Source organism: Rhodophyticola porphyridii (assembly GCF_003688285.1).
Taxonomy (GTDB): domain Bacteria; phylum Pseudomonadota; class Alphaproteobacteria; order Rhodobacterales; family Rhodobacteraceae; genus Rhodophyticola; species Rhodophyticola porphyridii.
Genome location: NZ_RCNT01000001.1, coordinates 498884 through 523208 on the forward strand (window position 1 = coordinate 498884; position 24325 = coordinate 523208).

Sequence of the window (24325 nt, forward strand, 5' to 3'; positions counted from 1 at the left end):
GGGCCGCCATGCTGACCGGAAAACGCATTTTGCTCATAATTGGGGGTGGAATCGCCGCGTTCAAGACGTTGGATCTGATCAGGCGTTTGCGGGATCAGGGCGCCAGTGTGGTGCCCGTTCTGACGAAGGCGGGCGAAGAGTTCGTGACCCCGCTCAGCGTATCGGCCCTCGCCGCGCAGAAGGTCTACCGGGATCTGTTCGATCTGACCGACGAGGCCGAAATGGGCCATATCGAGCTTAGCCGCGCGGCGGATCTGGTGGTTGTGGCGCCTGCCACCGCTGATCTGATGGCCAAGATGGCAGGCGGGCATGCAAACGATCTGGCCTCCACCCTGCTGATGGCGACCGACAAGCGTGTGCTGATCGTGCCCGCTATGAACGTGCGGATGTGGGAGCATCCGGCGACGCAGCGGAATCTGGCCGTGCTTCTGGGCGATGGCCTGCTTGTGGTGGGGCCGGACGAGGGCAACATGGCCTGCGGTGAATTCGGCCCCGGACGCATGGCGGAGGTGCCCGATATCGTCGCCGCGATCGGCGCTGCACTGGGCGACGGGCCGCTGACAGGACGGCATGCGATCGTGACATCGGGGCCGACCCACGAGCCGATCGACCCGGTACGATACATCGCCAATCGCTCGTCGGGCGCACAGGGCGCGGCCATTGCCGCCGCGCTGCGGGATCTCGGCGCGCGAGTGACATTCGTGACCGGCCCTGCAGCGGTGCCGCCGCCCGAGGGCGTGGCGGTGACGCGGGTCGAGACCGCACGCGAGATGGCCGAGGCCGTGGCGGCGGCGCATCCCGCGGATGTGGCGGTTTTCGCGGCGGCGGTGGCCGACTGGCGTGTGGAAAACGCAGCGGCCGAGAAGATGAAGAAGGGCACCGGTGGGCTGCCGGTTCTGGCCTTCGCGGAGAACCCCGATATCCTGGCCGATGTGGCGAAAATGAGCGAAGGCCGACCCGCGCTGGTGGTGGGTTTCGCTGCCGAGACCGAGGATGTGGTGGCCCATGCGCGTGCGAAACTGGATCGCAAGGGGTGCGACTGGATCGTGGCGAACGACGTCTCGCCCGAAACCGGGATCATGGGCGGGGCGGAAAACGCCGTGCATCTGGTGACCGCAACCGGCGTCGAGGATTGGCCGCGGATGGCCAAGGGCGAGGTTGCCCGGCGGCTCGCCTCACGGATCGCGGCGGAACTCGGCACCGGTTGAGGACGCCGGAGCCTCCGGCGAGGATTTTTTGAAGCAGAGAAGCTGGCGGCGATGGGCATTGATGTGCGGGTAATGCGGGAAGACTGGGCTGATCCGGCGGTGGCGCTGCCGGATTATGCCACGAGCGGTGCGGCAGGCGCCGATCTGCGGGCGAATTTCGCGCCGGAGGAGCGGGCGGCGGGCCTGATCCTGCGACCGATGGAGCGGCGGATCGTTCCCACCGGGCTGCGCGTGGCGGTGCCGAACGGGTTCGAGATGCAGATCAGGCCGCGCTCCGGGCTGGCGCTCAAGCACGGAATCACCTTGCCCAACACACCCGGCACGATCGACAGCGACTATCGCGGCCCTTTGGGTGTGCTGTTGGTCAATCTTGGCTTGGAAGCTTATCGCATAGCCCATGGTGACCGGATTGCGCAGGCCGTCGTGGCGCCGGTGGTGCAGGTGGAGTTTCGCGCCGTCGACAGGCTGGAGGATACCGTGCGGGGCGCGGGCGGCTTCGGCTCCACAGGTGTCGGCTGATGCTGTTCGTTCTTGGCATTGCAGGCGTGATCTGGGGTATCGGGGCGCTCATGGGCGCGCCGCGTCAGGCGCGGTTCTACATGTTGGGCCTGCTTTATGTTGCGGTTCTGGCGGTGCAGGTTGCCCTGCCCGACGGGCATCCGCTGCGCGAGACCACGGGAAGCTCGCCCGCGCTGTGGCTGATCCTTGGTGGCATGGTGGTGCTTGTTCTGGCCTATCGGGCCGTGCTGGGCCGGGTCCGGGATCGTGCCAGAGCGGCGGAGCGGCGCATGGAAGGGGCGGCCCCCGCTGCCCGTGGAGAGCCGTTTTCGGGCGATGAGCTTGAGCGATATGCCCGCCACATCACCCTGCCCGATATTGGCGGGCGCGGGCAGCGCGCGCTGAAGGACGCGCGTGTGCTGGTCGTGGGGGCCGGAGGGCTTGGCTCGCCGGCGCTGCTCTATCTTGCGGCGGCAGGGGTCGGAACCATCGGCGTGATCGACGGCGATGTGGTGGATCTGTCAAACCTTCAGCGGCAGGTGATCCACACCGATCAGCGTCAGGAGATGCCCAAGGTCTTTTCCGCCGAGATCGCGATGAAGGCGCTGAACCCGTTCGTCGCGGTGAAGCCCTATAATCGCCCGCTGAGCGCCGAGATCGCGGAAGAACTCTTCGCCGAATACGATCTGATACTGGACGGGACCGACAGCTATGCGACCCGCGCCCTGATCAACGCCGCCGCGCAGGCCAGCGGACGGCCGGTGATGGCCGGGGCGATCTCCGCCTGGGAGGGGCAGGTGACGCTTTACGATCCCTCGGGCGGTGCGCCCTGTTTCGCCTGCATCTTCCCGCAGGCGCCCGCTCCGGGCCTGTCTGCGACATGCGCCGAGACCGGCGTGATCGGGGCGCTGCCGGGCGTGATCGGGGCGATGATGGCTCTGGAGGCGGTCAAGGAGATCACCGGTGCGGGCGAAGGCCTGCGGGGAAGGATGCTGATTTACGATGCGTTTCACGGCGAGACGCGGATCATTTCGCTGAAACGGAGGGCAGATTGCATGGTTTGCGGGCAGGACTGACCGCGCCGCCCCTTGCCCTTGTCCAGCGGCTCGCCATACTCAACCGCCATAACCAATAGGGAGTACCTGACCCCATGAAACATCTGCTTGCCGCCACGGCCCTGCTGGCCGCCACCGCCACGATTGCCGCTGCCCAGGATCTGCCGGATCTTGATGGGCGCGAGGTGGTGGTGGTGACCGAAAACGCCTATCCGCCGCTGCAATTCGTCGATCCCGCGTCGGGGGAGGCGATCGGCTGGGAGTATGACGCGATGGAGATCATCGCCGAGCGGCTGAATATCAATGTCGTCTACGAGAACATCAGCTGGGACGCGATGATCCCGGCGGTGTCCGAGGCCCAATACGATATTGGCATGACGGGCATCACCATCCGGGAGGACCGGGACGAACTGGTGGACTTCTCGGACCCCTACATGGTCAGCCAGATGCGGATGCTGGTCCGTGCCAACGAAGACCGGTTCGCCACTGCCGAGGAATTCGCCGCCGATGACGGCCTGCTGCTTGGCACGCAGGCCGGAATTACACCCTTCTACGTGGGGGTTTACGAAGTGCTGGACGGCAATGAAGCCAATCCGCGGATCGTGCTTCTGGAAACCATCCCTGCGGCGGTTCAGGCCCTGCTCAGCGATGATGTGGACATGGTGCTGAGCGACAGCGCCGGCGGCGAGGCCTATGTCAACGCCAACCCCGAGCTGTTGAAAATGGTGGGCGAGCCGCTTGGCACCGAGGAGTTCGGGTTCATCTTCCCCAACGGCTCCGATCTGGTGGCGCCGATCAATGCGGCCATCGCCTCGATGCGGGCCGACGGGACGCTGGACATGCTCAACCAGCGCTGGTTCGTAGAATACTCGCTCGGCCAGTAAGGCGTTCCCGATGCCGCGATTTTCTGCCCTGGCCCGTTCGGGCCGGGGCCCGTTCCGCACATGATGCCGTCCGCGCCGCCGGATCGCGATTTCCCTTGGTGGCTGGTGGCGATCGTGGGCCTCGGGGCCTATGCGCTGTGGCAGGTGCTGACAGATGCGGTCTATCTGCAAGTGCTCGACACGCTGCGTCAGGGTATCCTGATCACGATTTTCGTCACGCTGGTCGGGTTTGCCATGGCCGCCTCGATGGGGATGCTGCTGGCGATCGCCAGCCTGTCTCGGAGCCTGATCCTGCGCCAGATGGCGCGGTTCTATGTGGAGATCATTCGCGGCATCCCGATCATCGTCCTGCTGCTCTATGTGGCCTTCGTCTTCGCGCCCGCTTTGGTGGCGTCCTACAACTGGGTGGCCGAGCTGGTGGGGGCCGAAGCGATCCGAACCCGCGATTTTCCGCTGCTCTGGCGCGCGATCATCGCGCTGGCCATCGGTTACTCCGCCTTCATCGCCGAGGTGTTCCGCGCAGGTCTGCAATCGGTGGACCGCGGCCAGATCGAGGCCGCCGAAGCCCTGGGCATGGGCCGTTGGCTGCGCTTCCGCTTCATCATCTTTCCGCAGGCGATCCGTACGATCCTGCCGCCGCTTGGCAACGACTTCGTTGCGATGGTGAAGGATTCCAGCCTTGTCTCGGTTCTGGGCGTGCTGGACATCACGCAACTGGGCAAGGTCACCGCGGCCAGCAATTTCCGCTATTTCGAAACCTACAACGTTGTGGCGCTGATCTACCTGATGATGACCATCACTCTGTCGATGGGGCTGCGGCGGCTGGAACGCTATATGCGGCAGGGGCAGGATCGCGGGACTTGAGCTGCGGCCGCGCTATCTTTCCTTGGGTCACATGAAGACAGAGGAGGAGGATGTCACATGCGGTCACTTCTGTTCGCGGCGGCGCTTGTCATGGCCGCGCCTGCCTTGGCGCAGGACACGCCCTCGGCGGAAGGCGCGGAGTTGTACTTCATCGGTCTGGAAGACGGCGATACGGTCAGCAGCCCGCTGACGATATATTTCGGGCTGCGCGGGATGGGTGTGGCGCCGGCCGGCACCGAGGTGGACAATACCGGCCACCACCATCTGCTGCTGAACCGCCCGCCGCTTGGCGAAGGGTTCTTCGGTGAGGAGGAGTTCGAGCTTGCCCTGCCGACGGATGAAAACCACCGGCATTTCGGGGGCGGCCAGACGCAGATGACGCTGGAGCTGCCGCCTGGCGATCACACGCTGCAACTGGTTCTGGGCGATCATGGGCATGTACCGCACAACCCGCCCGTGGTCAGCGAGGTGATCACGATCACGGTGGAGTAGCGCGGGCCCCGCCAATGTGCTCGGCGACCGGCCTGCCGGCCGGATATTGGTGGCACCAAACCCCGGGACATGGCGGATATCCGCGTTTCGGGGCAGAACGGGTCTGGCATGTCGGGCGCGTATCCTTACCTTCTGGAGCAAAGGAGACCCGCACATGACCAACCCGCTCTTGCAAGACTGGACCACGCCTTTCGAACTGCCCCCGTTCGAGGCGATCCGGGATGAGGATTTCGCCCCCGCGCTGGATGCGGCGCTCGATGCGGGCCGCGCGGCCTATGAGGCGATTGCGGAAAACCCCGAGCCCCCCACATTCGCCAACACGATCGAGGCGATGGAACTGGCCGATGAGACGCTGGACCGGGTCGCGGGCGTGTTCTTCAACCTCGTCGGAGCCGATGCGACGCCAGCGCGCGAGGCGTTGCAGCGCGATTATGCCCCGAGATTTTCCGCCTATTACTCAGAGATCACCAACAATCGCGCGCTCTGGCAGCGTATCAAGACGCTGTGGGAGACCCGCGACACCCTGAACCTGACGGCCGAGCAGGCCCGGGTTCTGATGCTGACCCATCGCAGTTTCACCCGCGCAGGGGCCGCCCTGGAAGGGGTGGCGTCGGAGCGGCTGACGGAGGTGAAGAGCCGTCTGGCGGTTCTGGGCACCAGCTTCATGCAGAACCTGCTGGCGGACGAGCGTGACTGGTACATGGAACTGGATGAAGCCGACCTTGAAGGGCTGCCGGACTTCGCCATCGCCGCCGCGCGCGCCGCGGGTGAGGAAAAGGGCGTGGACGGCCCGGTGGTGACCCTGTCGCGGTCGATCATCGTGCCGTTCCTGCAATTCTCGCCGCGGCGCGATCTGCGCGAGATCGCCTACAAGGCCTGGACCGCGCGCGGGGCCAATGGCGGCGAGACCGACAATCGCGAGATCGCGCGCGAGACATTGCGCCTGCGAGAGGAGCGGGCCGGGCTGCTTGGCTATGACACATTCGCGGATTTCAAGCTGGAAACCGAAATGGCCAAACATCCCGGCGCGGTGCGCGATCTGCTGATGCAGGTCTGGGAACCGGCGAAGGCACAGGCGGACGCGGATGCCGAAAAGCTGACCGCGATGATGCGCGCGGAGGGGGTGAACGGGGATCTGGAACCCTGGGACTGGCGTTACTACTCCGAAAAGCGGCGCAAGGCGGAGCATGATCTCGACGAGGCGGCGCTGAAGCCGTATCTGCAGCTCGACGCGATGATCGACGCGGCGTTCGATTGCGCCAACCGTCTGTTCGGGCTGGAGTTTTCACCACTCGATGTCACGCTTTACCACGCCGATGCACGAGCCTGGGAGGTTACGCGGAACGGCGAGCATCTGGCCGTTTTCATCGGCGATTACTTCGCGCGCGGCTCCAAACGCTCCGGCGCGTGGTGTTCGGCCATGCGGTCCCAGAAGAAGCTGGGCGGGGAGACCCGGCCTGTCGTGGTGAATGTCTGCAACTTCGCCAAGGGCGATCCGGCGCTTCTGTCCTATGACGATGCGCGGACGCTGTTTCACGAGTTCGGCCATGCGCTGCACCAGATGCTGAGCGACGTGACCTATGGCTCGATCTCGGGCACCTCGGTCGCTCGGGACTTCGTGGAGTTGCCGAGCCAGCTCTACGAGCACTGGCTGGAAGTGCCGGAAGTTCTTGAAAAACATGCAAGACATGCACGCACCGGGGAGCCGATGCCGAAGCAGCTTCTGGACCGGCTGCTGGCGGCGCAGACCTATGACATGGGCTTCCAGACGGTCGAGTATGTCGCCTCGGCCCTTGTCGATCTGGATTTTCACCATGGGCCGTCCCCGTCCGATCCGATGGCCGCGCAGGCCGAAACGCTGGCCCGGATCGGCATGCCCCACGCCATCGGCATGCGCCACGCGACGCCCCATTTCGCCCATGTTTTCGCGGGTGATGGCTATTCTTCGGGCTATTACAGCTACATGTGGTCCGAGGTGATGGATGCCGACGCATTCGAGGCGTTCGAGGAGGCGGGCGATCCCTTCGATGCCCAGACCGCGAAACTCCTTGAAACGCATATTCTTTCCGCCGGCGGAAGCCGGGAGGCGGATGCGCTTTACACGGCCTTTCGTGGGCGGATGCCGGGGGTGGAGGCGCTTCTGAAGGGTCGGGGTCTGGACAAGGTCGCCTGAGGCGCGGCGGCGGCACAGGTATAACAATCGTATATCAATTTGCCGCCGGACCGGGATCGGCCCTCCGCCGTGGACCGGGTCTCAGACCAGCCCCTTGCCGATCAGGTCGCGGGCGCAATCCCTGACGCTTTCTGCTGGCGGCCGGGCGCTCCAACCCAGCATCCGACGCGCCTTGTCGGCGCTGACCCGGCGGCGCACGCCAAGTTCCGGGATCACCTGCTGCATGGCGGGCGTGACCGTGGCCAGAAGCCGGAACAGCCAGCTTGGCAGGTTCCGCGACGGGATCTTGCGGGCGCGGTCCGGCAAGGTCGCTTTCAAGACGTCGCCGATCTCGCGGAACATCATGTAATCGGCACTGACCAGAAACCGCTCGCCCGCCGCCTCGGGGCGTTCCATCGCCAGAAGATGCGCCGCGGCCACATCGCGCACATCCACGATCTCGAAACCGAAATCGGGATAGGCGGGGACCTTGCCGGTCAGAAGCTGCGTCACCAGTTCGAGCGAGGCGGATCCGTCGCGCCCGACCAGCGGGCCGAGCACGGCGGAGGGGTTGATGGTGGCCAGTTCCATCGGGCCGCCATCGCTGTCCATGAATGCCCAGGCGGCGCGTTCGGCTATGGTCTTGGAGCGGGTATAGGCGGTGTTGTCGGCGAGATTGTCGGGGTTCGACCAGTGCGTTTCATCGGCCATCGCGGGCCGGTCCGGCGCGTGGCCATAGGCGACGGCGGCCATGGAGGAGGTGAGCACCACCCGTTTCACCCCGGCAGCGCGGGCAAACCCCAGGGCGCGCAAAGCGCCGTCGCGGGCCGGCGCGATCAGCTCCTCCGGATCCTTCGGCTGGTTCGGCGGAAAGGGGGAGGCCACATGCTGCACGAAGCTGACGCCCTCCATTGCCTCGGCCCATCCGTCATCGGCACCGAGATCGACGGCGGCGAAGTCGAGCCCGGCGGCGCGGTCGCTATGGGCGGCGAAAGCGGCGCGCAGATCCGGGGCCTTATCGAGCCTGCGCAGCGTGCCGCGCACACGGTAGCCTTTGTCCAGCAATTGCAGGATCACATGCTGCGCGATGAACCCGCTGGCGCCGGTCACCAACACAAGGGGGCCGGCGGGGCCGTCTTCGGTGGCATCTGTCATCGCGGCCATCCTTCCGGTGCTTGGTCTTGCCAGAGCAACTCTGACAGTCTAGGCAGAAAATGTCAGCCAAGGACTGACAAAATTTACAATAACTGTCAATAACGTTTGTGGCCATGCCTGACGAAAAACACACCCATCTGATCCATGCCGCGATGGAGGCGTTTCTGCTTTACGGCTTCCGGCGCACGTCGATGGAGGATATCGCGCAGCAGGCAGGCGTGTCCCGGGCCGCGCTCTATCTGCATTTCAGAAACAAGCGCGATGTGTTCCGGTCCGCCACGGCGGTGATGTTCGCCGAGGCGGTGGAGCGGTTCCAGGCCGCGCTGGTGCCCGGCGACGATGTGGCGGAGACCTTGCTGCGGGCCTTTCTGGAAAAGAACGGCCCGCTGACCGAACGTGTGTTCGCCTCGCCCCACGGGGCGGAACTGATGGGGACGGGGCTGGAGGTGGCCTGCGATATCGCGGCCGAGGCCGATGCGAAGTTCATCGCCGCGATGACCGCCTATTTCAGCGCGGTCCAGACCCGTCTGGGGGCCGATGGCAGCGTTGCCCCCGACGCGCTGGCCGATATGGTTCTGCGCGCGCTTTATGGCGTGAAGGAGCCCGGCGCCGCGACGGAGACATATCATGAGCGGCTGAGGCTTCTGGCGGCGTCGGTGGCGGCCTTGCTGAAATCCTGAAGGGGCGGGTGCCGCCGTTCGGGCGGCCGGCGGCTGGAGGCTGGGTCCGCGTCAGTCGACGATCTCGCCCGGTTCGACCCCCCAGAGCGCGCTGACAGGCACCCAGCCCCAATGCCCGCCGGTGCTGATCCGGCACCATTCGCCGTTGCATTCCTCCAGCCGGGCGACCACGCCAAGCTCGGCCTGCGCACGCACGGGCGACGCGGGATCGGGGCGCTGATGCATCTGGAGCATATCGGATTCGACAATCGCGGTGCGCACGCCCGACAGAAGCGAGTAATGCATCCAGCCGCCGGCCCCGTCGCGGTCCACCACCCGGCGCCAGTGGCCATATTCGGCCACCACCATCATCGGCATGTTCCTGCGTTGGAAGACCCAGTCGATCCGGTGGCTGCGTGACGGGCCGCGCCGGGCGTTTGCCTCGCCCGCCTTGAGCGACACGTAGCGCGGGATCGGAAAGCCGGTGACGGCGCCGGTGCGCGGCGTGGCGGTGGCGATCACGCCGGTGATCTCGACCTCCGGGCGAGGAGTGGGCGCAGTGTCCTGCGCCACGCCGGGTGTTGTGACGGCCAGCGCCATCGCGAAAAGGGCAATACGGGAAATGGTCCGCATCGGGGATGTGCCTGTCATATTGTCCCGGCCGGTGTCGCGCCGGCTTCAACTGCTGTTTTTGTCGCGGTTTTCGGGCCGCATCTTGCGCCGCCGCCTTGGATCAGAGAGTGTCACGGCAGGCGCAGAAATGCCAGCGAAGGGATTGCCGGGATGCCAGGTCAGAAGCTGAGTGTTGTCGTAACGCGACGGTTGCCCGAGGTCGTCGAAACGCGGATGAGCGAGTTGTTCGATGTGGAACTGCGCGAGGCCGATACCAAGATGGACAAGGCCGAACTGGTGGCGGCCATGACCCGGGCGGATGTTCTGGTGCCTTGCGTGACTGACCAGATCGACGCTGGCATGTTGGGCCAGGCGGGCAACCGGCTGAAGCTGATCGCGAATTACGGCGCGGGTGTGGACCATATCGACGTGTCCACCGCCCGGCAGCGGGGCATTCTGGTCAGCAACACGCCGGGCGTGATGACCGACGACACGGCGGATATGACCATCGCGCTGATGCTGGCGGTGACCCGGCGGATCCCTGAGGGGCTGTCTGTCATGCAGGAGGGGCGCTGGACCGGGTGGGCGCCCACCGCCTATATGGGCAGCCGGATCGGCGGCAAGCGGCTGGGCATTCTGGGGATGGGCCGGATCGGTCAGGCGGTGGCGCGCCGGGCAGCGGCCTTCGGCATGCAGGTGCATTACCACAATCGCCGGCGGCTGCATGAGGATATCGAGACCGCGCTGGAGGCGACCTATTGGGAAAGCCTGGACCAGATGCTGGCGCGGGTCGATGTGCTGAGCATCAATTGCCCGCACACGCCCTCGACCTTCCATCTGATGAATGCGCGGCGTCTGAAACTGATGAAGCCCGGCGCGGTGATCGTGAACACGTCGCGCGGCGAGGTGATCGACGAGAACGCGCTGACCCGGATGCTGCGCACGGGCGATCTGGGCGGGGCGGGGCTGGATGTGTTCGAGCGCGGCCATGAGGTGAACCCCCGGCTGCGAGAGCTGGAGAATGTCGTGCTCTTGCCGCATATGGGCTCGGCCACGCTGGAGGGCCGCGTCGAGATGGGAGAGAAGGTACTGATCAACATCAAGACTTTCGATGACGGGCACCGTCCGCCCGATCTGGTCGTGCCGTCGATGCTGTGACGGGACGGTGTTGTCCGTCCGGGCGGCGTCGCGCCGTTCCGGACCGGGCAGTATCGAAGGATGTGGTGTAAGGGAGCGGTTCACGGGCGGGTGCCTTTGCGGCAAGGTCAGGATCGTGGCGTCAGGGCCGCCGCGCCGCGTGGGGACCTGCCATTGCCTTGACTGCCGCAAGCATCACGGAGCGCTGTTCTACGCCGCCTCGATGTTCCCGTCGGAGGCGGTGACGGTGGAGGGAGACCCGCGAGATTATCGGGGGCGGTTCTTCTGCCCCGTATGCGGCGGGTCGGTCTTCGCGCGCAGCGGCGACGAGGTGGAACTGCATCTGGGCGCGCTCGACGCGCCGGACCAGTTGAAACCGGATTATGAATGCTGGACTGTGCGGCGGGGGCATGGCTGCCGGCTTTCCCGGGGGCGGAGCGCTTCGACCATGACCCTGACGATACGGACGCCGCCGGCGCGTAGGGCGCGGCCGGCCCGCGGGCGGCCGGCCCATGCGCTCCTCAGGTCCAGGGCCCGCCTGTCCCACGCGTCCCACCTGCCATCTCCCGCAGCTTGGCAATTCGGTTGGCCGTGTCCGGATGGGTGGAGAACAGCCGGTCATGCGCGTGGGCATGCAGCGGGTTGATGATGAACATATGCGCCGTGGCCGGGTTCCGTTCGGCGGTGTTCATGTCGATCCGCTGGGCGAAGGTCGCGATTTTCGACAGCGCCGAGGCGAGCCAGAGCGGCTGGCCGCAGATCTCCGCCCCGATCCTGTCGGCCTCGTATTCCCGGGCGCGGCTGATCGCCATCTGCACCAGCGCGGCCGCCAGCGGCGCCAGGATCATCGTCGCCAGTAGCCCGATGATGCCAAGCGGATTATCCCGCCCGCCGCGAAAGAAGAAGGCGAAGTTGGCAAGCAGGCCGATCGCGCCCGCCAGCGTGGCGGTGATGGTCATGATCAGCGTGTCGCGGTTCTGGATATGAGCAAGCTCATGGGCCATGACGCCCGCGATCTCTTCGCGCGACAGGCCGCGCAGGAGGCCGGTGGTAGCCGCGACGGCGGCGTTCTCGGGGTTGCGGCCGGTGGCGAAGGCGTTCGGCTGATCGGTGTCTATCAGATAGACTTTCGGGCGGGGCATCCCGGCATTGTCGGCCAGTTCGTGGACCAGCCCCACCAGATCGGGCGCGGTCTGCGCGCTGACCTCGTGCGCATTGTGCATCCGCAGGACCATTTTGTCCGACTGCCACCAAGCGAAGAGGTTCATCGCAGCCGCCAGAGCCAGGGCGACGATCAGGCCGGTCTGGCCGCCCAGCATCAGCCCGACGCCGCCGAAGAGCGCCGTCATCGCCGCCAGAAGCATCGCCGTGCGCAGATATCCCATTCTCAAAATCTCCAACTACCCGGGTGGAAACGCATGTGGGGACCGGTTGGTTTCCACTCAAGAGGCCCCCTTGCCATGCCGGACGACGGGGCTAGGGTGCCTTCATGGGCAAGCTGAGCGCGGATCATCTGATTATCGGACGGAGCGGGCTGGCCCGCGCGCTTTACGACACCGTGCGGGACTTGCCTGTCATCAGCCCCCATGGCCATTGCGACCCGGAATGGTTTGCCGCCGACGCGCCGTTTTCGGACCCCGCAAATCTGTTGATTGTACCCGATCACTACGTGTTGAGGATGCTGGTGAGCCAGGGTGTGCGCCTGGAGGATATGGGCGTGGCACGGCGCGACGGTGCGCCGGTGGAGACCGATCCGCGCGCCATCTGGCGGCGGTTCGCGGCGCAGTACCATCTGTTCGCGGGCACGCCGACCCGGCTCTGGCTGGATTACACCTTCGAGACGCTTTTCGGGCTGGAGACGCCGCTTGGCCCGGAGACGGCGGATGCCACCTACGACCGGATCGCCGCCTGTCTGGCGCAGGACGGGTTCCGGCCCCGGGCGCTGTTCGGGCGGTTCGGGATCGAGGTGCTGGCCACCACCGAAGGCGCGCTGGACCCGCTGGAGCACCACGCCGCGATCCGCGACAGCGGCTGGGGCGGACGGGTGATCACGACCTACCGGCCCGATCAGGTGACCGACCCGGAGCATGAAGGCTTTGCCGGGGCGCTGGACCGGCTGGCGGAGATCACCGGGGGCGAGACCGACACCTATGCCGGCTATCTGGAGGCGCATCGCGTCCGCCGCGCCCAGTTCCGTGCCCATGGCGCGACGGCGACGGATCACGGCCACCCGACTGCGGACACTGCCGATCTGTTCGCAAGCGACGCCGCCGAGCTGTATGACCGGATCCGGGCGGGGCGGGCCGAACCGGGGGATGCGGGCCTGTTCCGGGCGCAGATGCTGACCGAAATGGCGCGGATGAGCGCCGAGGACGGGATGGTCATGCAGATCCATCCGGGCAGCTATCGAAACCATAATGCGGGCGTGTTCAGAGCATTCGGGCGCGACAAGGGCTTCGATGTCCCGACGCGCACCGACTATGTCACCGCCCTCCGCCCGCTGTTGAACGCGGTCGGGATGGAGCCGAACCTGACCGTGATCCTGTTCACGCTGGATGAAAGCGCCTATGCGCGCGAACTGGCGCCGCTGGCGGGCGCCTATCCCTGCCTGCGGCTGGGGCCGGCATGGTGGTTCCATGACAGCCCCGAGGGGATGCGCCGGTTCCGCGAGATGACGACCGAGACGGCGGGGTTCTACAACACCGTGGGTTTCAACGACGACACCCGCGCCTTCCCGTCGATCCCGGCGCGGCATGACATGGCGCGCCGGGTCGATTGCGCCTATCTGGCAGGTCTGGTGGATGACGGACGCCTGCGCGAGGCGGAGGCGTTCGGGCTCGCCCGGACCCTGACCGTGGATCTGCCGCGGCAGGCGTATCGGCTGTGAGACTGTCGCCCCGGACACTGGCCGAGACGCGGAATGCGGCGCGGCCCGCCTATGACCGCGCGCGGGTGACGCCGGGGATCGTGCATCTGGGGCTGGGCAATTTCCACCGGGCGCATCAGGCGGTCTATGTGGATGACTGTCTGGGCGCCACGCCCGACTGGGGCATTCGCGGCGTGTCGCTGCGCCGGCCCGATATGCGCGATGCGCTGGCCCCGCAGTCGGGGCTCTACACGCTGGCCATACGGGATGGGGAGGGGACGCGGGCGCGGATCATCGGCGCGGTTCTGGATGTTCTGGTCGCCACGGAAGCGGGGGGCGGTGTTCTGGCGGCCCTTTGCGACCCGGCGATCCGGATCGTCAGCCTGACAGTGACCGAAAAAGGGTATTGCCGCGATGGGGCGGGCGATCTGGCGGTGGAACATCCGGCGGTTGCCGCCGATCTGGCGACGCCCGAGAGCCCCGGTTCGGTGCCCGGCCTGCTGGTCGAGGCGCTCAGGCGGCGCCGGGCGGCGGGCGTCGCGCCCTTTACGGTGCTGAGCTGTGACAACCTGCCGGACAATGGCGCGACGCTGGCCCGGATCGTGGCGCAGTTCGCCCGGCAGCGCGACGCGGGTCTGGCCGACTGGATCGCCGCCGAGGTGGCCTTTCCCGGAAGCATGGTGGACCGGATCGTGCCCGCCACGGGCGATGGGGATCTGGCCGAGATCGCCGCGCTGACCGGGGTGGAGGATGCCTGGCCCGTGGTGACGGAGCCGTTTTGCCAATGGGTGATCGAGGACCGCTTTCCCGCCGGGCGGCCCGATCTGGCGTCGGCAGGCGTGGAGTTCGTGGACGATGTGGCGCTCTATGAAAAGATGAAGCTCAGGATGCTGAACGGAGCCCATTCGACCCTGGCCTATCTGGGCCATCTTCGGCATCACGAGACGGTCGCCGATGTGATGCAGGATGCGGAACTGGCCGCGCTGGTGGCCGAGGTGATGCGGGAGGCGGCGGGCACGCTGCCCCTGCCCGCGGCCGATCTGGCGGGTTATGCGAAGCGGTTGCAGGCGCGGTTCCGCAACCCGGCGCTGCATCACCGGACGGCGCAGATCGCCATGGATGGCAGCCAGAAACTGCCGCAGCGTCTGCTGGCCCCGATCGCGGAGGCGCAGGCGGCGGGCAGGCCATGGGCGGCGATGGGCCGGGGCGTGGCGGGCTGGATCGCCTATCTGCTGGCCCGGGACGGCACGGTGGAGGATCCGCTGGCCGGGCAGTTGCGGGCCGCAGCCGCGGCGGGGCCGGAGACGATCCTGTCGCTGCGGGCGGTGTTCGGCGATCTGGCCGATGCGCGCTGGTTCACCGATGCGATCCTGGCGGAGGTTGCGCGGCTGCGGGACTAGCGGGGTTGCCCGGTGTTCAGACCGCGCAAAGCGCGCCGCGCTCGCAGATGACCTTGCCGGCAAGCGCATGGGCGCCGCGCGCGGCCTCCGGCTCGGGCGCGCCGGTCAGCCGGGCGGCCAGATAGGCGGCGTTGAAACTGTCCCCGGCGCCGGTGGTGTCCACCGGGGCGACACGGCCCTCGGGCGCGACCTGCCACGTGCCCCGGTCGCTGACGATCCGGGCGGGGCCCGGCCCGCTTTTCACCACCACCTCGGCCACACCCGCGCCGCGATAGCGCGCGATCACGGCCTCTTCGTCGGCATCGTCGCAAAGCGCGGTCTCGTCGGGCCATGTGGGCAGGGCGATCGTGGCGGCGGCGGCGGCGGCCATCAGCGTTTCGCGCATGATCCGGGGCGTTTCCCAGAGGCCGGGGCGGATATTGCTGTCGAAGGCCACATGCCGCCCGGTTGCCTTGACCTGAGCGAGGATCGTGAGCAGCGTGTCCCGCGCCTGCGGCGACAGGATCGCCAGGGTGATGCCCGAGACATAGACCAGATCGGCGCCTTCCGTGGCGCGGGCCAGTCGATCGGGGTCATCGGCCAGATGCCGCGCCGCCGACGCGCTGCGCCAATATGTGAAGCTGCGTTCGCCGCTGGCGTCGGTGTCGATCATGTAGAGACCGGGCGTTGTGCGGGGCAACTGCGTGACCGCATCGGTCGCGATTCCGCTTTCGGCCATGAAGGCCAGCATCCGGTCCGACATCGGATCGGTGCCGATGCAGGTCAGATATGCCACCTCCCAGCTTGCGGGCAGCACACGGCGCATGTGCCAGGCGGTGTTGAACGTGTCGCCGGCGAAGCCCTGCCGATAGGTGCCGGGCGCGCTTGCGGCCAGTTCGACCATGCATTCGCCGATGGAGAGGATGCGTTTGTGTGACATGGGCCGCAGTGAACAGGCAAATCCCGGGAGAGGCCAGCAGGTTTCTTGCGCGCACCCCGGCGGGGGCGGATGGGGCGCATGTCGTTTTCGCGCGGGCTTAGGTCGAATAGCGCAGGATTGTGGCGCGGCGCTCTGGCATGGAAGATGGAACGATCTTTCCGACCGGAGTGCGGCGCCCATGAAAACCCAAGTCAAAGCCCTTGTCGTCGGCGGCGGTGCTGTCGGCACCTCGATTGCCTATCATTTGGCCAGGGCCGGTTGGGACGATGTGATGCTGCTGGAACGCGACGAGCTGACTTCGGGCTCCACCTGGCATGCGGCGGGGCTGTTGCCGCTGTTCAACATGTCCTACGCCACCACCCACATCCATGACTACTCGGTCCGGTTCTACAAGACGCTGGAGGCGGAGACGGGGCTGAACGCGGGATTTGCGGTGGTGGGCAACCTGCGGATGGCGCAGACGCAGGAGCGGATGGACGAGTACATGCTCTATGCCTCCACCGCCGAGACCGTGGGTATTCCCTATGAATGGCTGACCCCGGAAGAGATCAAGGCACGCTGGCCGCTCATCGAAACCGCCGATCTGAAAGGCGCGCTCTACCACAACACCGATGGCTACATTAACCCCGCCGACGTGACACAGGCGATGGCCAAGGGCGCCCGCCAGCGCGGCGTGGCGATCGAGCGGAAATGGCAGGCGGACGGGTTCCACTGGACCGGTCAGGCGTGGGAGGTCACCTGCACGAAGATGGTGGAGAGGGGCGGTAATCTGGTGCCGTCGGACGAGCAGATCGTGATCACCGCCGAACATGTGGTGACCGCCTCGGGCAACCATGCGCAGCGCACGGCGCGGATGCTGGGCATCAAGATCCCGGCCATCCCTGTGGAGCATCAGTTCATCGTCATGGATCAGGATCCGGCCCTGCTGGCCTATCGCAGGGACGGCGGCGCCGAACACCCGGTGATCCGCGATGCGGATGCGCAGAGCTATGTGCGCGAGGAACGGGGCGGCTGGATACTGGGCGTCTACGAGAAGGGCGCGCCGGCGCGGTTCGAGTATGGGGTGCCGGAGAGTTTCCGCGCCGATCTGTTCCCGCTCGATCTTGAGCGGATCGAAGCGCAATACATGGCGATGATCCACCGCATCCCGTCCTGCGAGGAAAGCGGGCTGAAGGACGATTTCAACGGCCCGATCTGCTACACGCCCGATGGCAACCCGCTGGTCGGGCCTGCGCCGGGCTTGCGCAACATGTGGCTGGCCGAGGGGTTCAGCTTCGGCATCACCGCGGCGGGCGGCACCGGCTATTATCTGGCTCAGATGATGGTAAACGGAGAGGCCGAGATCGACATGGCAAGCCTCGACCCCAAGCGGTACGGCGACTGGATGACCACGGAATATGCCGCGCGCAAGAACGAGGAATGCTACGATCACGTCTATATTCTGCATCACCCGGACGAGGAGCGCCCGGCCTGCCGCCCGTTGCGCACAGCGCCCGCCTATGACCGGCAGAAGGCGGCGGGCGCGCAATTCGGGCAGGTGAACGGCTGGGAGCGGCCCAATTACTACGGCCCGCCGGACGCGCCCGGGAGTTTCGACCATGATGCGCGGTCGTTCCGGCGCGGAGGCTGGTGGGAGTATGCGAAGGCCGAGGCGGAGGCGATCCGCAACGGCGTGGGTCTGATCGACGCGACCGCCTTCACCAAGCATCTCGTGCGGGGGCCGGGGGCGACCGCGTTTCTCGACCGGTTCACCTGCAACGCCTTGCCGAAGGTGGGGCGGATCAACCTGACCTATGCGCTGACCGGCCATGGGACCACGCGGACGGAATACACCATCGTGCGGCTGGGAGAGAACGAATACTACCTCGTCAGCGCCGGGGCGTGGACGGCCTATGACGCGGATTTCCTGCGCAAATCCGTGGAGGATTTCATGGGTGCCGGCGGCGGCTACGTCGATGTGCATGATGTCACGACCCAATGGGGCGTATTCGCCATCGCCGGGCCGAAATCGCGCGATGTGCTGCGCGAGATCGTGAAGGACGCGGCCCCCGAAACGGTGCTGGGCAACAAGCGTTTCCCGTGGCTGTCGATGCGCAATATCGAGCTTGGCATGTGCCCTGTCCGCGCGATTCGCGTTGCCTACACCGGCGAGCTGGGCTGGGAGCTGCATCATCCGATCGAGATGCAGAATTACCTGTGGGATCAACTGGTTGCGGCAGGCGCGGGTCACGGGATGAAGCTGGTGGGCGCGCGGGCGCAGAACTGGCTCCGGCAGGAGAAATCCTACCGTGCCTTCGGGACCGAGCTGGGCCGGGACGCCACGCCGCTGGAGGCCGGGCTGGACCGGTTCGTGGACCTGTCGAAAGACTTTCACGGCAAGGAGGCGATGACGGCGCTGGGCATTCGTTCCAGATGCGTGACGCTTCTGATCGACGGGCCCGGGGATGCGGACCCCTGGGGCCGGGAGGCGCTGTATGGCGGTGAGACCAAGGTGGGCCGCCTGACGTCGGGCGGGTATTCCGTGGCCTTCGGCAGATCCATCGGGATGGGCTATGTGCGGCCCGATCTGGCCGTGACGGGACGAAAGCTTCAGGTGAAGATGCTGAACCGCCTCTGGCAGGCCGAGGTGGTGGAGGACAGCCCCTATGACCCCGGCAATGCGGCGATCCGGATGGATGGATAGACCGCAGGCGGCGCGCGGGGGCGGAGCGCGCGGATTGTCTGCTCCTAGCCTCCAGCGGATCGCTCAGGCAGCCATCAGCGACTTCATCACGTCGGACCGGGACATCGTCTCCATCAGGCCAGAGGCCCGTATCCGCTCCATCGAGACGTCCACTGACCGGGATCGTTGCGCCAGTTCTGCCGCCTTCTCCTCGTTGACGGCCGTCGGGGTTTCGGTACTCAACGACTCGACCGAGAGGATCTCCAGCCCGGCGAATGCCTCCATCCGGGCCACGTAATCGCCTGCGGCGGCGGGGAACAGCATGGCGAGGAGGGCGGCGAAGGGCTGGGCAAGGCGCATGTCGGAATCCTTGCAAAAAATGAGTTGCGCGCCGAATCCGGCGCGCGCGCAACCCGGTTACCGGCTATGACAGTGCGAATTCCTGATAAATCAGGCCATCGGCATGGTCCCGCTGCTCCCGCAGGGTCAGCACAGGGGGCCGCGCCATGGCGGCGAAAAGCGGCACGCCGCCGCCCAGAAGGATCGGGGCGCGTTTGAGCCGCAGACGGTCGATCTGGCCCATGGCCAGCAGATGCGCCGCCAGCACGCCGCCGCCGCAGAGATAGATCGGCCCGGCGCTTGCCTCGCGCAGAGCCCGCAGCGCGCTTTCGGGCGCCGCGCGCCAGATCTCCACATCCGCGGTTTCCGGCAGAGCGAGGCCCGAGGACACCACGATGCCGCGCGCCCATGGATAGGGGTTGGCCCCGGGCAGAAGCCCGAACCCGTAGCCGAACTCATAGGTCGCCCGGCCCATCAGGACCGTGCTGTAACCCCGCAGGCGGGCCATGTAGTCATCGACAACCGTTCCCTGATGGGGAAAGGCCGAGATATCGGCATTCGGGCCGGCAATGAAGCCGTCGGCGGAGACCGCCACGTCATAGATGATGGGATGCATGGAATGCTCCGTCTGATCGAGAAAGCCTTGGTCCGTTTCAGGACCGCAGAACGGGGGTCAGGCTGTCTTGATCACTGGCAGGGCACTCCTTTGAGTGGAGGTCTGATAGCAGGCGCCGGCGCGCCGGGCAAGCCGCGGCGTCAGTCCGCGGGCCGGGTCGCGCCGCTCAACTCGTCGAAACAGGCCAGCGCCTTGGCAGCATACATCAGCGACGGCCCACCGCCCATCTGCACCGCCATCGACAGGACATCGGCGATCTCCTCCCGGCTGGCGCCGGCGGAGATCAACGCCTCCACATGAAACCCGATGCAGGGCTCGCAGCGGTCCGCGACCGAGATCCCGAGGGCCACGAACTCCTTGGTCTTCAGATCCAGCGCCCCGCCCGTCTTGACCGCCTTGGACAGGGCGCCGAAGCCCTTGAGCGTGTCGGGTGCCGCGCCGTTCAACGCCTGAAGGTCGCGCCGCATGGCTGCGTTCTTTTCCATCCAGTTCATCGTCTGTCCCTTTTCAGATGTTTCCCGGGGGCGTTACGGGCTGATCGCGCCCTGTACCTTGATTGACATCAAATGCGCCGCTCCGCGCAGAGCATCAGGTTGTTGGCAGGCAGTTTCACCGTTTCGAACAGAGACAGGCCGTGCCGGTTAAGGGCCGCGGCGATATCGACCACATCCTTGTAGCCGATGGCCGGATCCTGGGCGCGCAGGCTGGCATGAAACCGGGCGTCGCCTTCGGAAGTCGCCTCCCCGTTCCGCAGGAACGGACCGTAGAGCGCAAGGATGCCGCCGGGGGACAGGGCCTTGCCGATTTCATCTATAAGAATGGCGGTTTCTGTATCCGAAATCAGATGGATCAGGTTGACCAGCACGATCAGATCGACCGGCCCTTGCCTTGCGGCCCAGCCGGGTTTGCAAGCGTCCAGCGCAATCGGCGGCAGCAGGTTCGGCGCCGGGTGCCGGGCCGCCCAGGCGGCAATGGAGGTGCGGCGGGCCGGGTCCGGGTCGCTGGGTTGCCAGATCAGCCCGGGCAGGGCCGGAGCGAAGGCCACCACATGTTCCCCGGTGCCGGAGGCGATTTCCAGCGCCCGGCCAGTCGGGGGCGCGATCCGGGTCAGGACCGACAGGATCGCCGCGCGGTTGCGCAGCGCCGACGGGGCGGACAGAGCGCCGTCGGGCGCCGGGCCGGGTGCATCGGGAAGGTCGAGCCTGCGCGGGCTCATGCGAACCGGCCCGGGCCAAGGCGGGCGACGGTTTCGAGCGAAAGCTCGGGCGGGCGGCCGGATAGCAGGTCACCCACCAGCCGCGCCGCGGCGGGGGCGGTCTGAAACCCGTATCCGCCCTGTCCGGCAACCCAGATGAAAGCGGCATTGTCCGGGGCCGGGCCCAGAACCAGACAGCGATCGGGCGCGAAGGTTCTCAGCCCCGCCCATGTGGCGGTGATGCGGGTCACCTCTTCGATGACGAAAGGCTGGTAGCGCGCGATCCCCTCGGCCAGCACGAGATCATCGGCCCAGGCATCATGGGGTTCGGCCGGGTCCTCTTCGGCGGGAGAGACGAGCCACGCGCCCGCGTCGGGTTTCGCGTACCAGCTTTCACCCGAGCCGATCACCATGGGCCAGCCGCTGACATCATGTCCCCCGGGTGCCGGCATCCGCGCCATGGACCGGCGGAGCGGCTTCAGGCCAAGCGGATGCACCCCGGCCAGCGCGGCAATGTGATCGGCCCATGCGCCCGCCGCATTGACCAGCACCCGCGCCTTGTGGGTCTGGCCGCCTGAGGCGGTGACCTGCCAGAGCCCGGAGGCGCGGGTGATCCCGGTGACCTTCGCGCCACTCCGGATCTCGCCCTGATTGTCGCGGATCGCGCGCACGTAGTTCTGCAGCAGCCGATCCGTGTCGATATCCCATGCGGCGTCGTGATAGGCGGCCATCGCCAGGTGGGAGAGGTTCAGGATCGGGACCATCGCGCGGGCGTCATCCGGGCTGATCTCGTCCAGATGCATCTGCGCCACATCCTGCGCGAAGCTGTCGGCCTGGGTGGCGCTGGCGACGAACATCAGCCCGCGGGGCGACAGGACGCCGCCATTGGCGGTCATGTGAAACGCATGGGATGCCTTGTTCAGCTCGATCGTAACCGGATGGCCGTAATGCGCCTCGAACAGCGCGGCCGATCGGCCCGAGGCGTGATAGGCCAGCGCGTCTTCGGCCTCCAGCAGCAGGACCGAGCCGAGGCGGCTGAGCTCCGCGCCGGTGGACACGCCCGCGATGCCGCCGCCGATGATGAGGAAATCATGGATCATGGGCCGGACGCTATGCGCCGGCCGCGCACTGTGCAAGGCCCCGAAACAGGGCCGGGCGATGTCATTTTCCGCGGGGCCATCGCGGAGCCGCGGCGGGCGGGTCCGTCTGCCCGCCGCGGCGTCTCATGCCGTGTCGGAGGCGGTGGAGAGGATTGGCGCGAAGCAGCCCATGATAAGACGTTTCTGATCGAACGGGGCGCCGCCCGGCGGATCGAAGCGCGGGTCTTCGGACATCGCTTTCTCGACCGCGTCCACGCTGGCCCTGTCCGGCCATTTTTGCCATGAGAAGACGATTTTCTCATCGGGTCTCGCCCGGACGGCGCGGCGAAAATCGGTGTGCTTTCCCACCGGCACATGGTCTTCCCATGCCTCCACGATTTCAAGGCATCCGTATTCCATGAGGAGACTTGCGGCCTGCCGCGACCAGAGCTTGTAATGCTCCAGCCTGTCTTCCGGAACGGGTATGACGAAGCCGACGATATACATGTGCGGGTGTCCCGGTGGGTCCGATAGCGGTATTCTCGGCGGGTCTCTGCCCCGGATCAACAGGTTTCGCAGCCGGATCGCGCCCTCGGCCACGCGGCGCCGGTATCGGGCGCCCGAATGTGGAAAGGCCCGCGCGAAACGGCGGGCCTTTCGGTATCCTGACCAGTCGATCCGTCCGGCCGGATCAGTTGGGGATCTCGCCGGTGATGCCTTCGACATAGAAATCCATGCCTGCCAGCGTACCGTCATCGGCCACTTCGCTCTCCGCCAGCCAGACGGTGCCGTCCTGCCGGCTGATCGGCCCGGTGAACGGGTGATAGCTGCCATCCGCGATGCTGTCGGCCAGTGCCTGCGCCGAGGCGCGGACATCTTCGGGGATCCGCTCGGAGAACTCGCCCAGTTCCACCATGCCCGGTGCGATCCCGTCCCAGGTGTCGACGCTTTCCCATGTGCCGTCCATCACCGCCTGCGTCCGGGCGATGTAATAGGGCGCCCAGTTATCGATGATCGAGGCGACGCGCGGGAAGGGCGCGAACTGCTCCATGTCGGAGGCCTGCCCGAAGGCCACCACCTCGGCCTCGGCGGCGACGGTCATCGGCGCGGTGCTGTCGGTATGCTGCATGATCACGTCGGCGCCCTGATCGATCAGGGCCTGGGCCGCATCGGCCTCCTGCGCGGGGTCGAACCATGTGTAGACCCAGACCACGCGAAACTCGACATCGGGGTTTACCTCGCGCGCGTGGAGATAGGCCGCATTGATGCCGCGGATCACCTCGGGGATCGGGTAGGAGGCGATATAGCCCACGATGTTGCTCTCGGTCATATGGCCCGCGATATGGCCGATGACCGCGCGGCCTTCATAGAAGCGGGCCGAGTAGGTGGAGACATTGGGGTGGTCGCGGCGGTATCCGGTGGCGTGTTCGAAATACACATCGGGAAAGCGCGCGGCCACGGCGTTGGTGGCATCCATATAGCCGAACGAGGTGGTGAAGATCAGATCGGCGCCGTTCAGCACCATCTGGGTCATCACCCGTTCCGCATCCGCGCCTTCGGGTACGTTCTCCACATAGGTGGTTTCGACCGCGTCGCCGAAATGCTCCTCCACCGCAAGGCGGGACTGGTCATGTTCGTAGGTCCAGCCCAGATCGCCGATCGAGCCGACATAGACGAAGCCCACCTGCAGCGGCTCGTCCTGGGCGATAGCCGGCGCGGCCAGCCCGAGCGCCAGCGCGGCGCCGGCGAGATATTTCAATTTGGGGTTCATTCCTTGGTCTCCTTGTTGGACGTGTTTTCCGTTTCGGTTGAGGTGCTCGGCCCCGCCTCGTATTTATCCGCCTCCAGCAGGGCGGTTGTGATAATGGCCGCCGGGCCCGCGACGATGCCCAGCCCGATGAACAGGACCAGCGTCGTGAACAGCCGTCCGCCAAGCGTGATCGGCACCAGATCGCCGTAGCCCACCGTGGTCAGCGAGGCGACGGCCCACCAGAGCGACATCGGGATCGAGGTGAAGGCCTCGGGCTGAGCCGGGTGTTCGAAGACATAGATCCCCACCGCCGAGACATAGAGCATCATCGCGGCCAGTACGCCGAAGACCGTCAACTCGCCCTTGACCGCATGGAAGGCGCGGGCCATCCGGTCCAGCGCCCGCGAGGTGCGGAAGAGTTTCAGCAGTCGGATCAGGCGCACGAGCCGCAGGATCCGCACCGCGGTCCATTGCGGTTGCAGGATCGCCAGAAGCGGCAGGATCGCCAGAAGGTCGATGAGGCCCCAGAAGCTGAAGACATATCTCAGCGGCCGGGGGGAACAGATGATGCGGGTCACATATTCCAGCGCGAAGATGACCAGCACCGCGATCTCGAACCAGCCGAGCAGGCGGGTGACCGGCTGCGGCAGGTCCGGCATCGTTTCCACCGCGATGGCGATGGCCGACAAGAGGATCAGCGCATTCAGCGCCAGCGCTACCCCGCGCCCGTCGCGCGGGTGCGTTCCATCGAGAAGCTGGATGATCCCGGCGCGTGTCATGGGC

General features: G+C 66.5%; 24 protein-coding genes and 1 pseudogene. 13 read left to right on the forward strand and 12 right to left on the reverse strand.

The genetic code is table 11. The features are described from left to right. Positions 1 to 8: 8 nt before the first annotated feature. From coaBC to D9R08_RS02555, 7 genes are all read left to right on the forward strand, one after another. Positions 9 to 1208 (forward strand): bifunctional phosphopantothenoylcysteine decarboxylase/phosphopantothenate--cysteine ligase CoaBC, encoded by a 1200-nt coding sequence (gene coaBC, locus D9R08_RS02525; protein ID WP_121896409.1) that lies wholly within the window; start codon positions 9 to 11, stop codon positions 1206 to 1208. A gap of 51 nt (positions 1209 to 1259) precedes the next feature. Then, the gene (dut, locus tag D9R08_RS02530) at positions 1260 to 1727 is read left to right on the forward strand and encodes a dUTP diphosphatase (RefSeq protein WP_121896410.1); all 468 of its coding nucleotides are present in this window, start codon (positions 1260 to 1262) and stop codon (positions 1725 to 1727) included. Beyond that, positions 1727 to 2782: a HesA/MoeB/ThiF family protein gene (locus D9R08_RS02535; protein WP_121896411.1), complete on the forward strand. Its 1056-nt coding sequence runs from the start codon at positions 1727 to 1729 to the stop codon at positions 2780 to 2782. Before dut ends, D9R08_RS02535 begins: the two co-directional genes overlap by 1 nt. Before the next feature lie 74 nt (positions 2783 to 2856). Further along, entirely contained in the window at positions 2857 to 3645 is a 789-nt protein-coding gene (locus tag D9R08_RS02540; protein WP_121896412.1) for a substrate-binding periplasmic protein, read from the forward strand. A gap of 60 nt (positions 3646 to 3705) precedes the next feature. Further along, a complete protein-coding gene (locus D9R08_RS02545; protein ID WP_121896413.1) occupies positions 3706 to 4509 on the forward strand; it encodes an amino acid ABC transporter permease in 804 nt (267 codons plus the stop codon). A 57-nt stretch (positions 4510 to 4566) separates the two neighbouring features. Next, positions 4567 to 5001 carry a DUF4399 domain-containing protein gene (locus D9R08_RS02550; protein ID WP_121896414.1) on the forward strand — a complete coding sequence of 145 codons (435 nt, stop codon included), beginning with the start codon at positions 4567 to 4569 and terminating at the stop codon, positions 4999 to 5001. A 154-nt stretch (positions 5002 to 5155) separates the two neighbouring features. Beyond that, positions 5156 to 7174, forward strand: a complete 2019-nt coding sequence (locus D9R08_RS02555) for a M3 family metallopeptidase (RefSeq protein ID WP_121896415.1) — start codon at positions 5156 to 5158, stop codon at positions 7172 to 7174. Between the two features lie 81 nt (positions 7175 to 7255). Here the strand turns inward: D9R08_RS02555 and D9R08_RS02560 are convergent, their stop codons facing one another. Further along, the gene (locus D9R08_RS02560; protein WP_199709211.1) at positions 7256 to 8308 is read right to left on the reverse strand and encodes an SDR family oxidoreductase; all 1053 of its coding nucleotides are present in this window, start codon (positions 8306 to 8308) and stop codon (positions 7256 to 7258) included. A 113-nt stretch (positions 8309 to 8421) separates the two neighbouring features. On the opposite strand from D9R08_RS02560, the gene D9R08_RS19190 reads away from it, so the two are divergent. Further along, positions 8422 to 8988, forward strand: coding sequence for a TetR/AcrR family transcriptional regulator (locus tag D9R08_RS19190; RefSeq protein WP_199709213.1), 567 nt, complete (start codon positions 8422 to 8424; stop codon positions 8986 to 8988). A 51-nt stretch (positions 8989 to 9039) separates the two neighbouring features. Here D9R08_RS19190 and D9R08_RS02570 read toward each other — a convergent pair whose 3' ends face one another. Continuing rightward, positions 9040 to 9600, reverse strand: a complete 561-nt coding sequence (locus D9R08_RS02570; protein ID WP_121896417.1) for an SH3 domain-containing protein — start codon at positions 9598 to 9600, stop codon at positions 9040 to 9042. A 150-nt stretch (positions 9601 to 9750) separates the two neighbouring features. Here D9R08_RS02570 and D9R08_RS02575 point away from each other — a divergent pair, with 150 nt between their 5' ends. Continuing rightward, positions 9751 to 10737, forward strand: coding sequence for a 2-hydroxyacid dehydrogenase (locus D9R08_RS02575; RefSeq protein WP_121896418.1), 987 nt, complete (start codon positions 9751 to 9753; stop codon positions 10735 to 10737). Between the two features lie 52 nt (positions 10738 to 10789). Beyond that, positions 10790 to 11199, forward strand: a pseudogene (locus D9R08_RS02580) (GFA family protein). A gap of 38 nt (positions 11200 to 11237) precedes the next feature. On the opposite strand, the gene htpX reads toward D9R08_RS02580, so the two are convergent. Then, positions 11238 to 12101 (reverse strand): zinc metalloprotease HtpX, encoded by an 864-nt coding sequence (gene htpX, locus D9R08_RS02585; RefSeq protein WP_121896419.1) that lies wholly within the window; start codon positions 12099 to 12101, stop codon positions 11238 to 11240. A 104-nt stretch (positions 12102 to 12205) separates the two neighbouring features. Here htpX and uxaC point away from each other — a divergent pair, with 104 nt between their 5' ends. Next, the gene (uxaC, locus tag D9R08_RS02590; RefSeq protein WP_121896420.1) at positions 12206 to 13603 is read left to right on the forward strand and encodes a glucuronate isomerase; all 1398 of its coding nucleotides are present in this window, start codon (positions 12206 to 12208) and stop codon (positions 13601 to 13603) included. Next, positions 13600 to 14982, forward strand: a complete 1383-nt coding sequence (locus tag D9R08_RS02595) for a mannitol dehydrogenase family protein (RefSeq protein ID WP_121896421.1) — start codon at positions 13600 to 13602, stop codon at positions 14980 to 14982. Before uxaC ends, D9R08_RS02595 begins: the two co-directional genes overlap by 4 nt. Before the next feature lie 16 nt (positions 14983 to 14998). Here D9R08_RS02595 and D9R08_RS02600 read toward each other — a convergent pair whose 3' ends face one another. Beyond that, positions 14999 to 15901, reverse strand: a complete 903-nt coding sequence (locus D9R08_RS02600; protein WP_121896422.1) for a sugar kinase — start codon at positions 15899 to 15901, stop codon at positions 14999 to 15001. Between the two features lie 178 nt (positions 15902 to 16079). On the opposite strand from D9R08_RS02600, the gene D9R08_RS02605 reads away from it, so the two are divergent. Beyond that, complete coding sequence (locus D9R08_RS02605; RefSeq protein WP_121896423.1) at positions 16080 to 18584, forward strand: GcvT family protein; 2505 nt, start codon at positions 16080 to 16082, stop codon at positions 18582 to 18584. A gap of 63 nt (positions 18585 to 18647) precedes the next feature. On the opposite strand, the gene D9R08_RS02610 is transcribed toward D9R08_RS02605, so the two are convergent. From D9R08_RS02610 to D9R08_RS02645, 8 genes are all read right to left on the reverse strand, one after another. Next, entirely contained in the window at positions 18648 to 18923 is a 276-nt protein-coding gene (locus D9R08_RS02610; protein WP_121896424.1) for a hypothetical protein, read from the reverse strand. Positions 18924 to 18987: 64 nt separating this feature from the next. After that, on the reverse strand, positions 18988 to 19518 hold the full coding sequence (locus D9R08_RS02615; RefSeq protein WP_121896425.1) for a dihydrofolate reductase family protein: 531 nt from the start codon (positions 19516 to 19518) through the stop codon (positions 18988 to 18990). A gap of 140 nt (positions 19519 to 19658) precedes the next feature. Beyond that, entirely contained in the window at positions 19659 to 20012 is a 354-nt protein-coding gene (locus D9R08_RS02620) for a carboxymuconolactone decarboxylase family protein (protein WP_121896426.1), read from the reverse strand. A gap of 68 nt (positions 20013 to 20080) precedes the next feature. Beyond that, entirely contained in the window at positions 20081 to 20734 is a 654-nt protein-coding gene (locus tag D9R08_RS02625) for a DUF938 domain-containing protein (RefSeq protein WP_121896427.1), read from the reverse strand. Beyond that, on the reverse strand, positions 20731 to 21813 hold the full coding sequence (locus D9R08_RS02630; protein ID WP_121896428.1) for an NAD(P)/FAD-dependent oxidoreductase: 1083 nt from the start codon (positions 21811 to 21813) through the stop codon (positions 20731 to 20733). Before D9R08_RS02630 ends, D9R08_RS02625 begins: the two co-directional genes overlap by 4 nt. A 123-nt stretch (positions 21814 to 21936) precedes the next feature. Continuing rightward, positions 21937 to 22299, reverse strand: a complete 363-nt coding sequence (locus tag D9R08_RS02635) for a DUF1428 domain-containing protein (protein ID WP_121896429.1) — start codon at positions 22297 to 22299, stop codon at positions 21937 to 21939. Positions 22300 to 22483: 184 nt separating this feature from the next. After that, entirely contained in the window at positions 22484 to 23563 is a 1080-nt protein-coding gene (locus D9R08_RS02640) for a BMP family ABC transporter substrate-binding protein (protein WP_121896430.1), read from the reverse strand. Continuing rightward, the gene (locus D9R08_RS02645) at positions 23560 to 24321 is read right to left on the reverse strand and encodes an ion transporter (RefSeq protein ID WP_121896431.1); all 762 of its coding nucleotides are present in this window, start codon (positions 24319 to 24321) and stop codon (positions 23560 to 23562) included. The genes D9R08_RS02640 and D9R08_RS02645 overlap by 4 nt, the downstream gene beginning before the upstream one ends. Between the last annotated feature and the right edge of the window lie 4 nt (positions 24322 to 24325).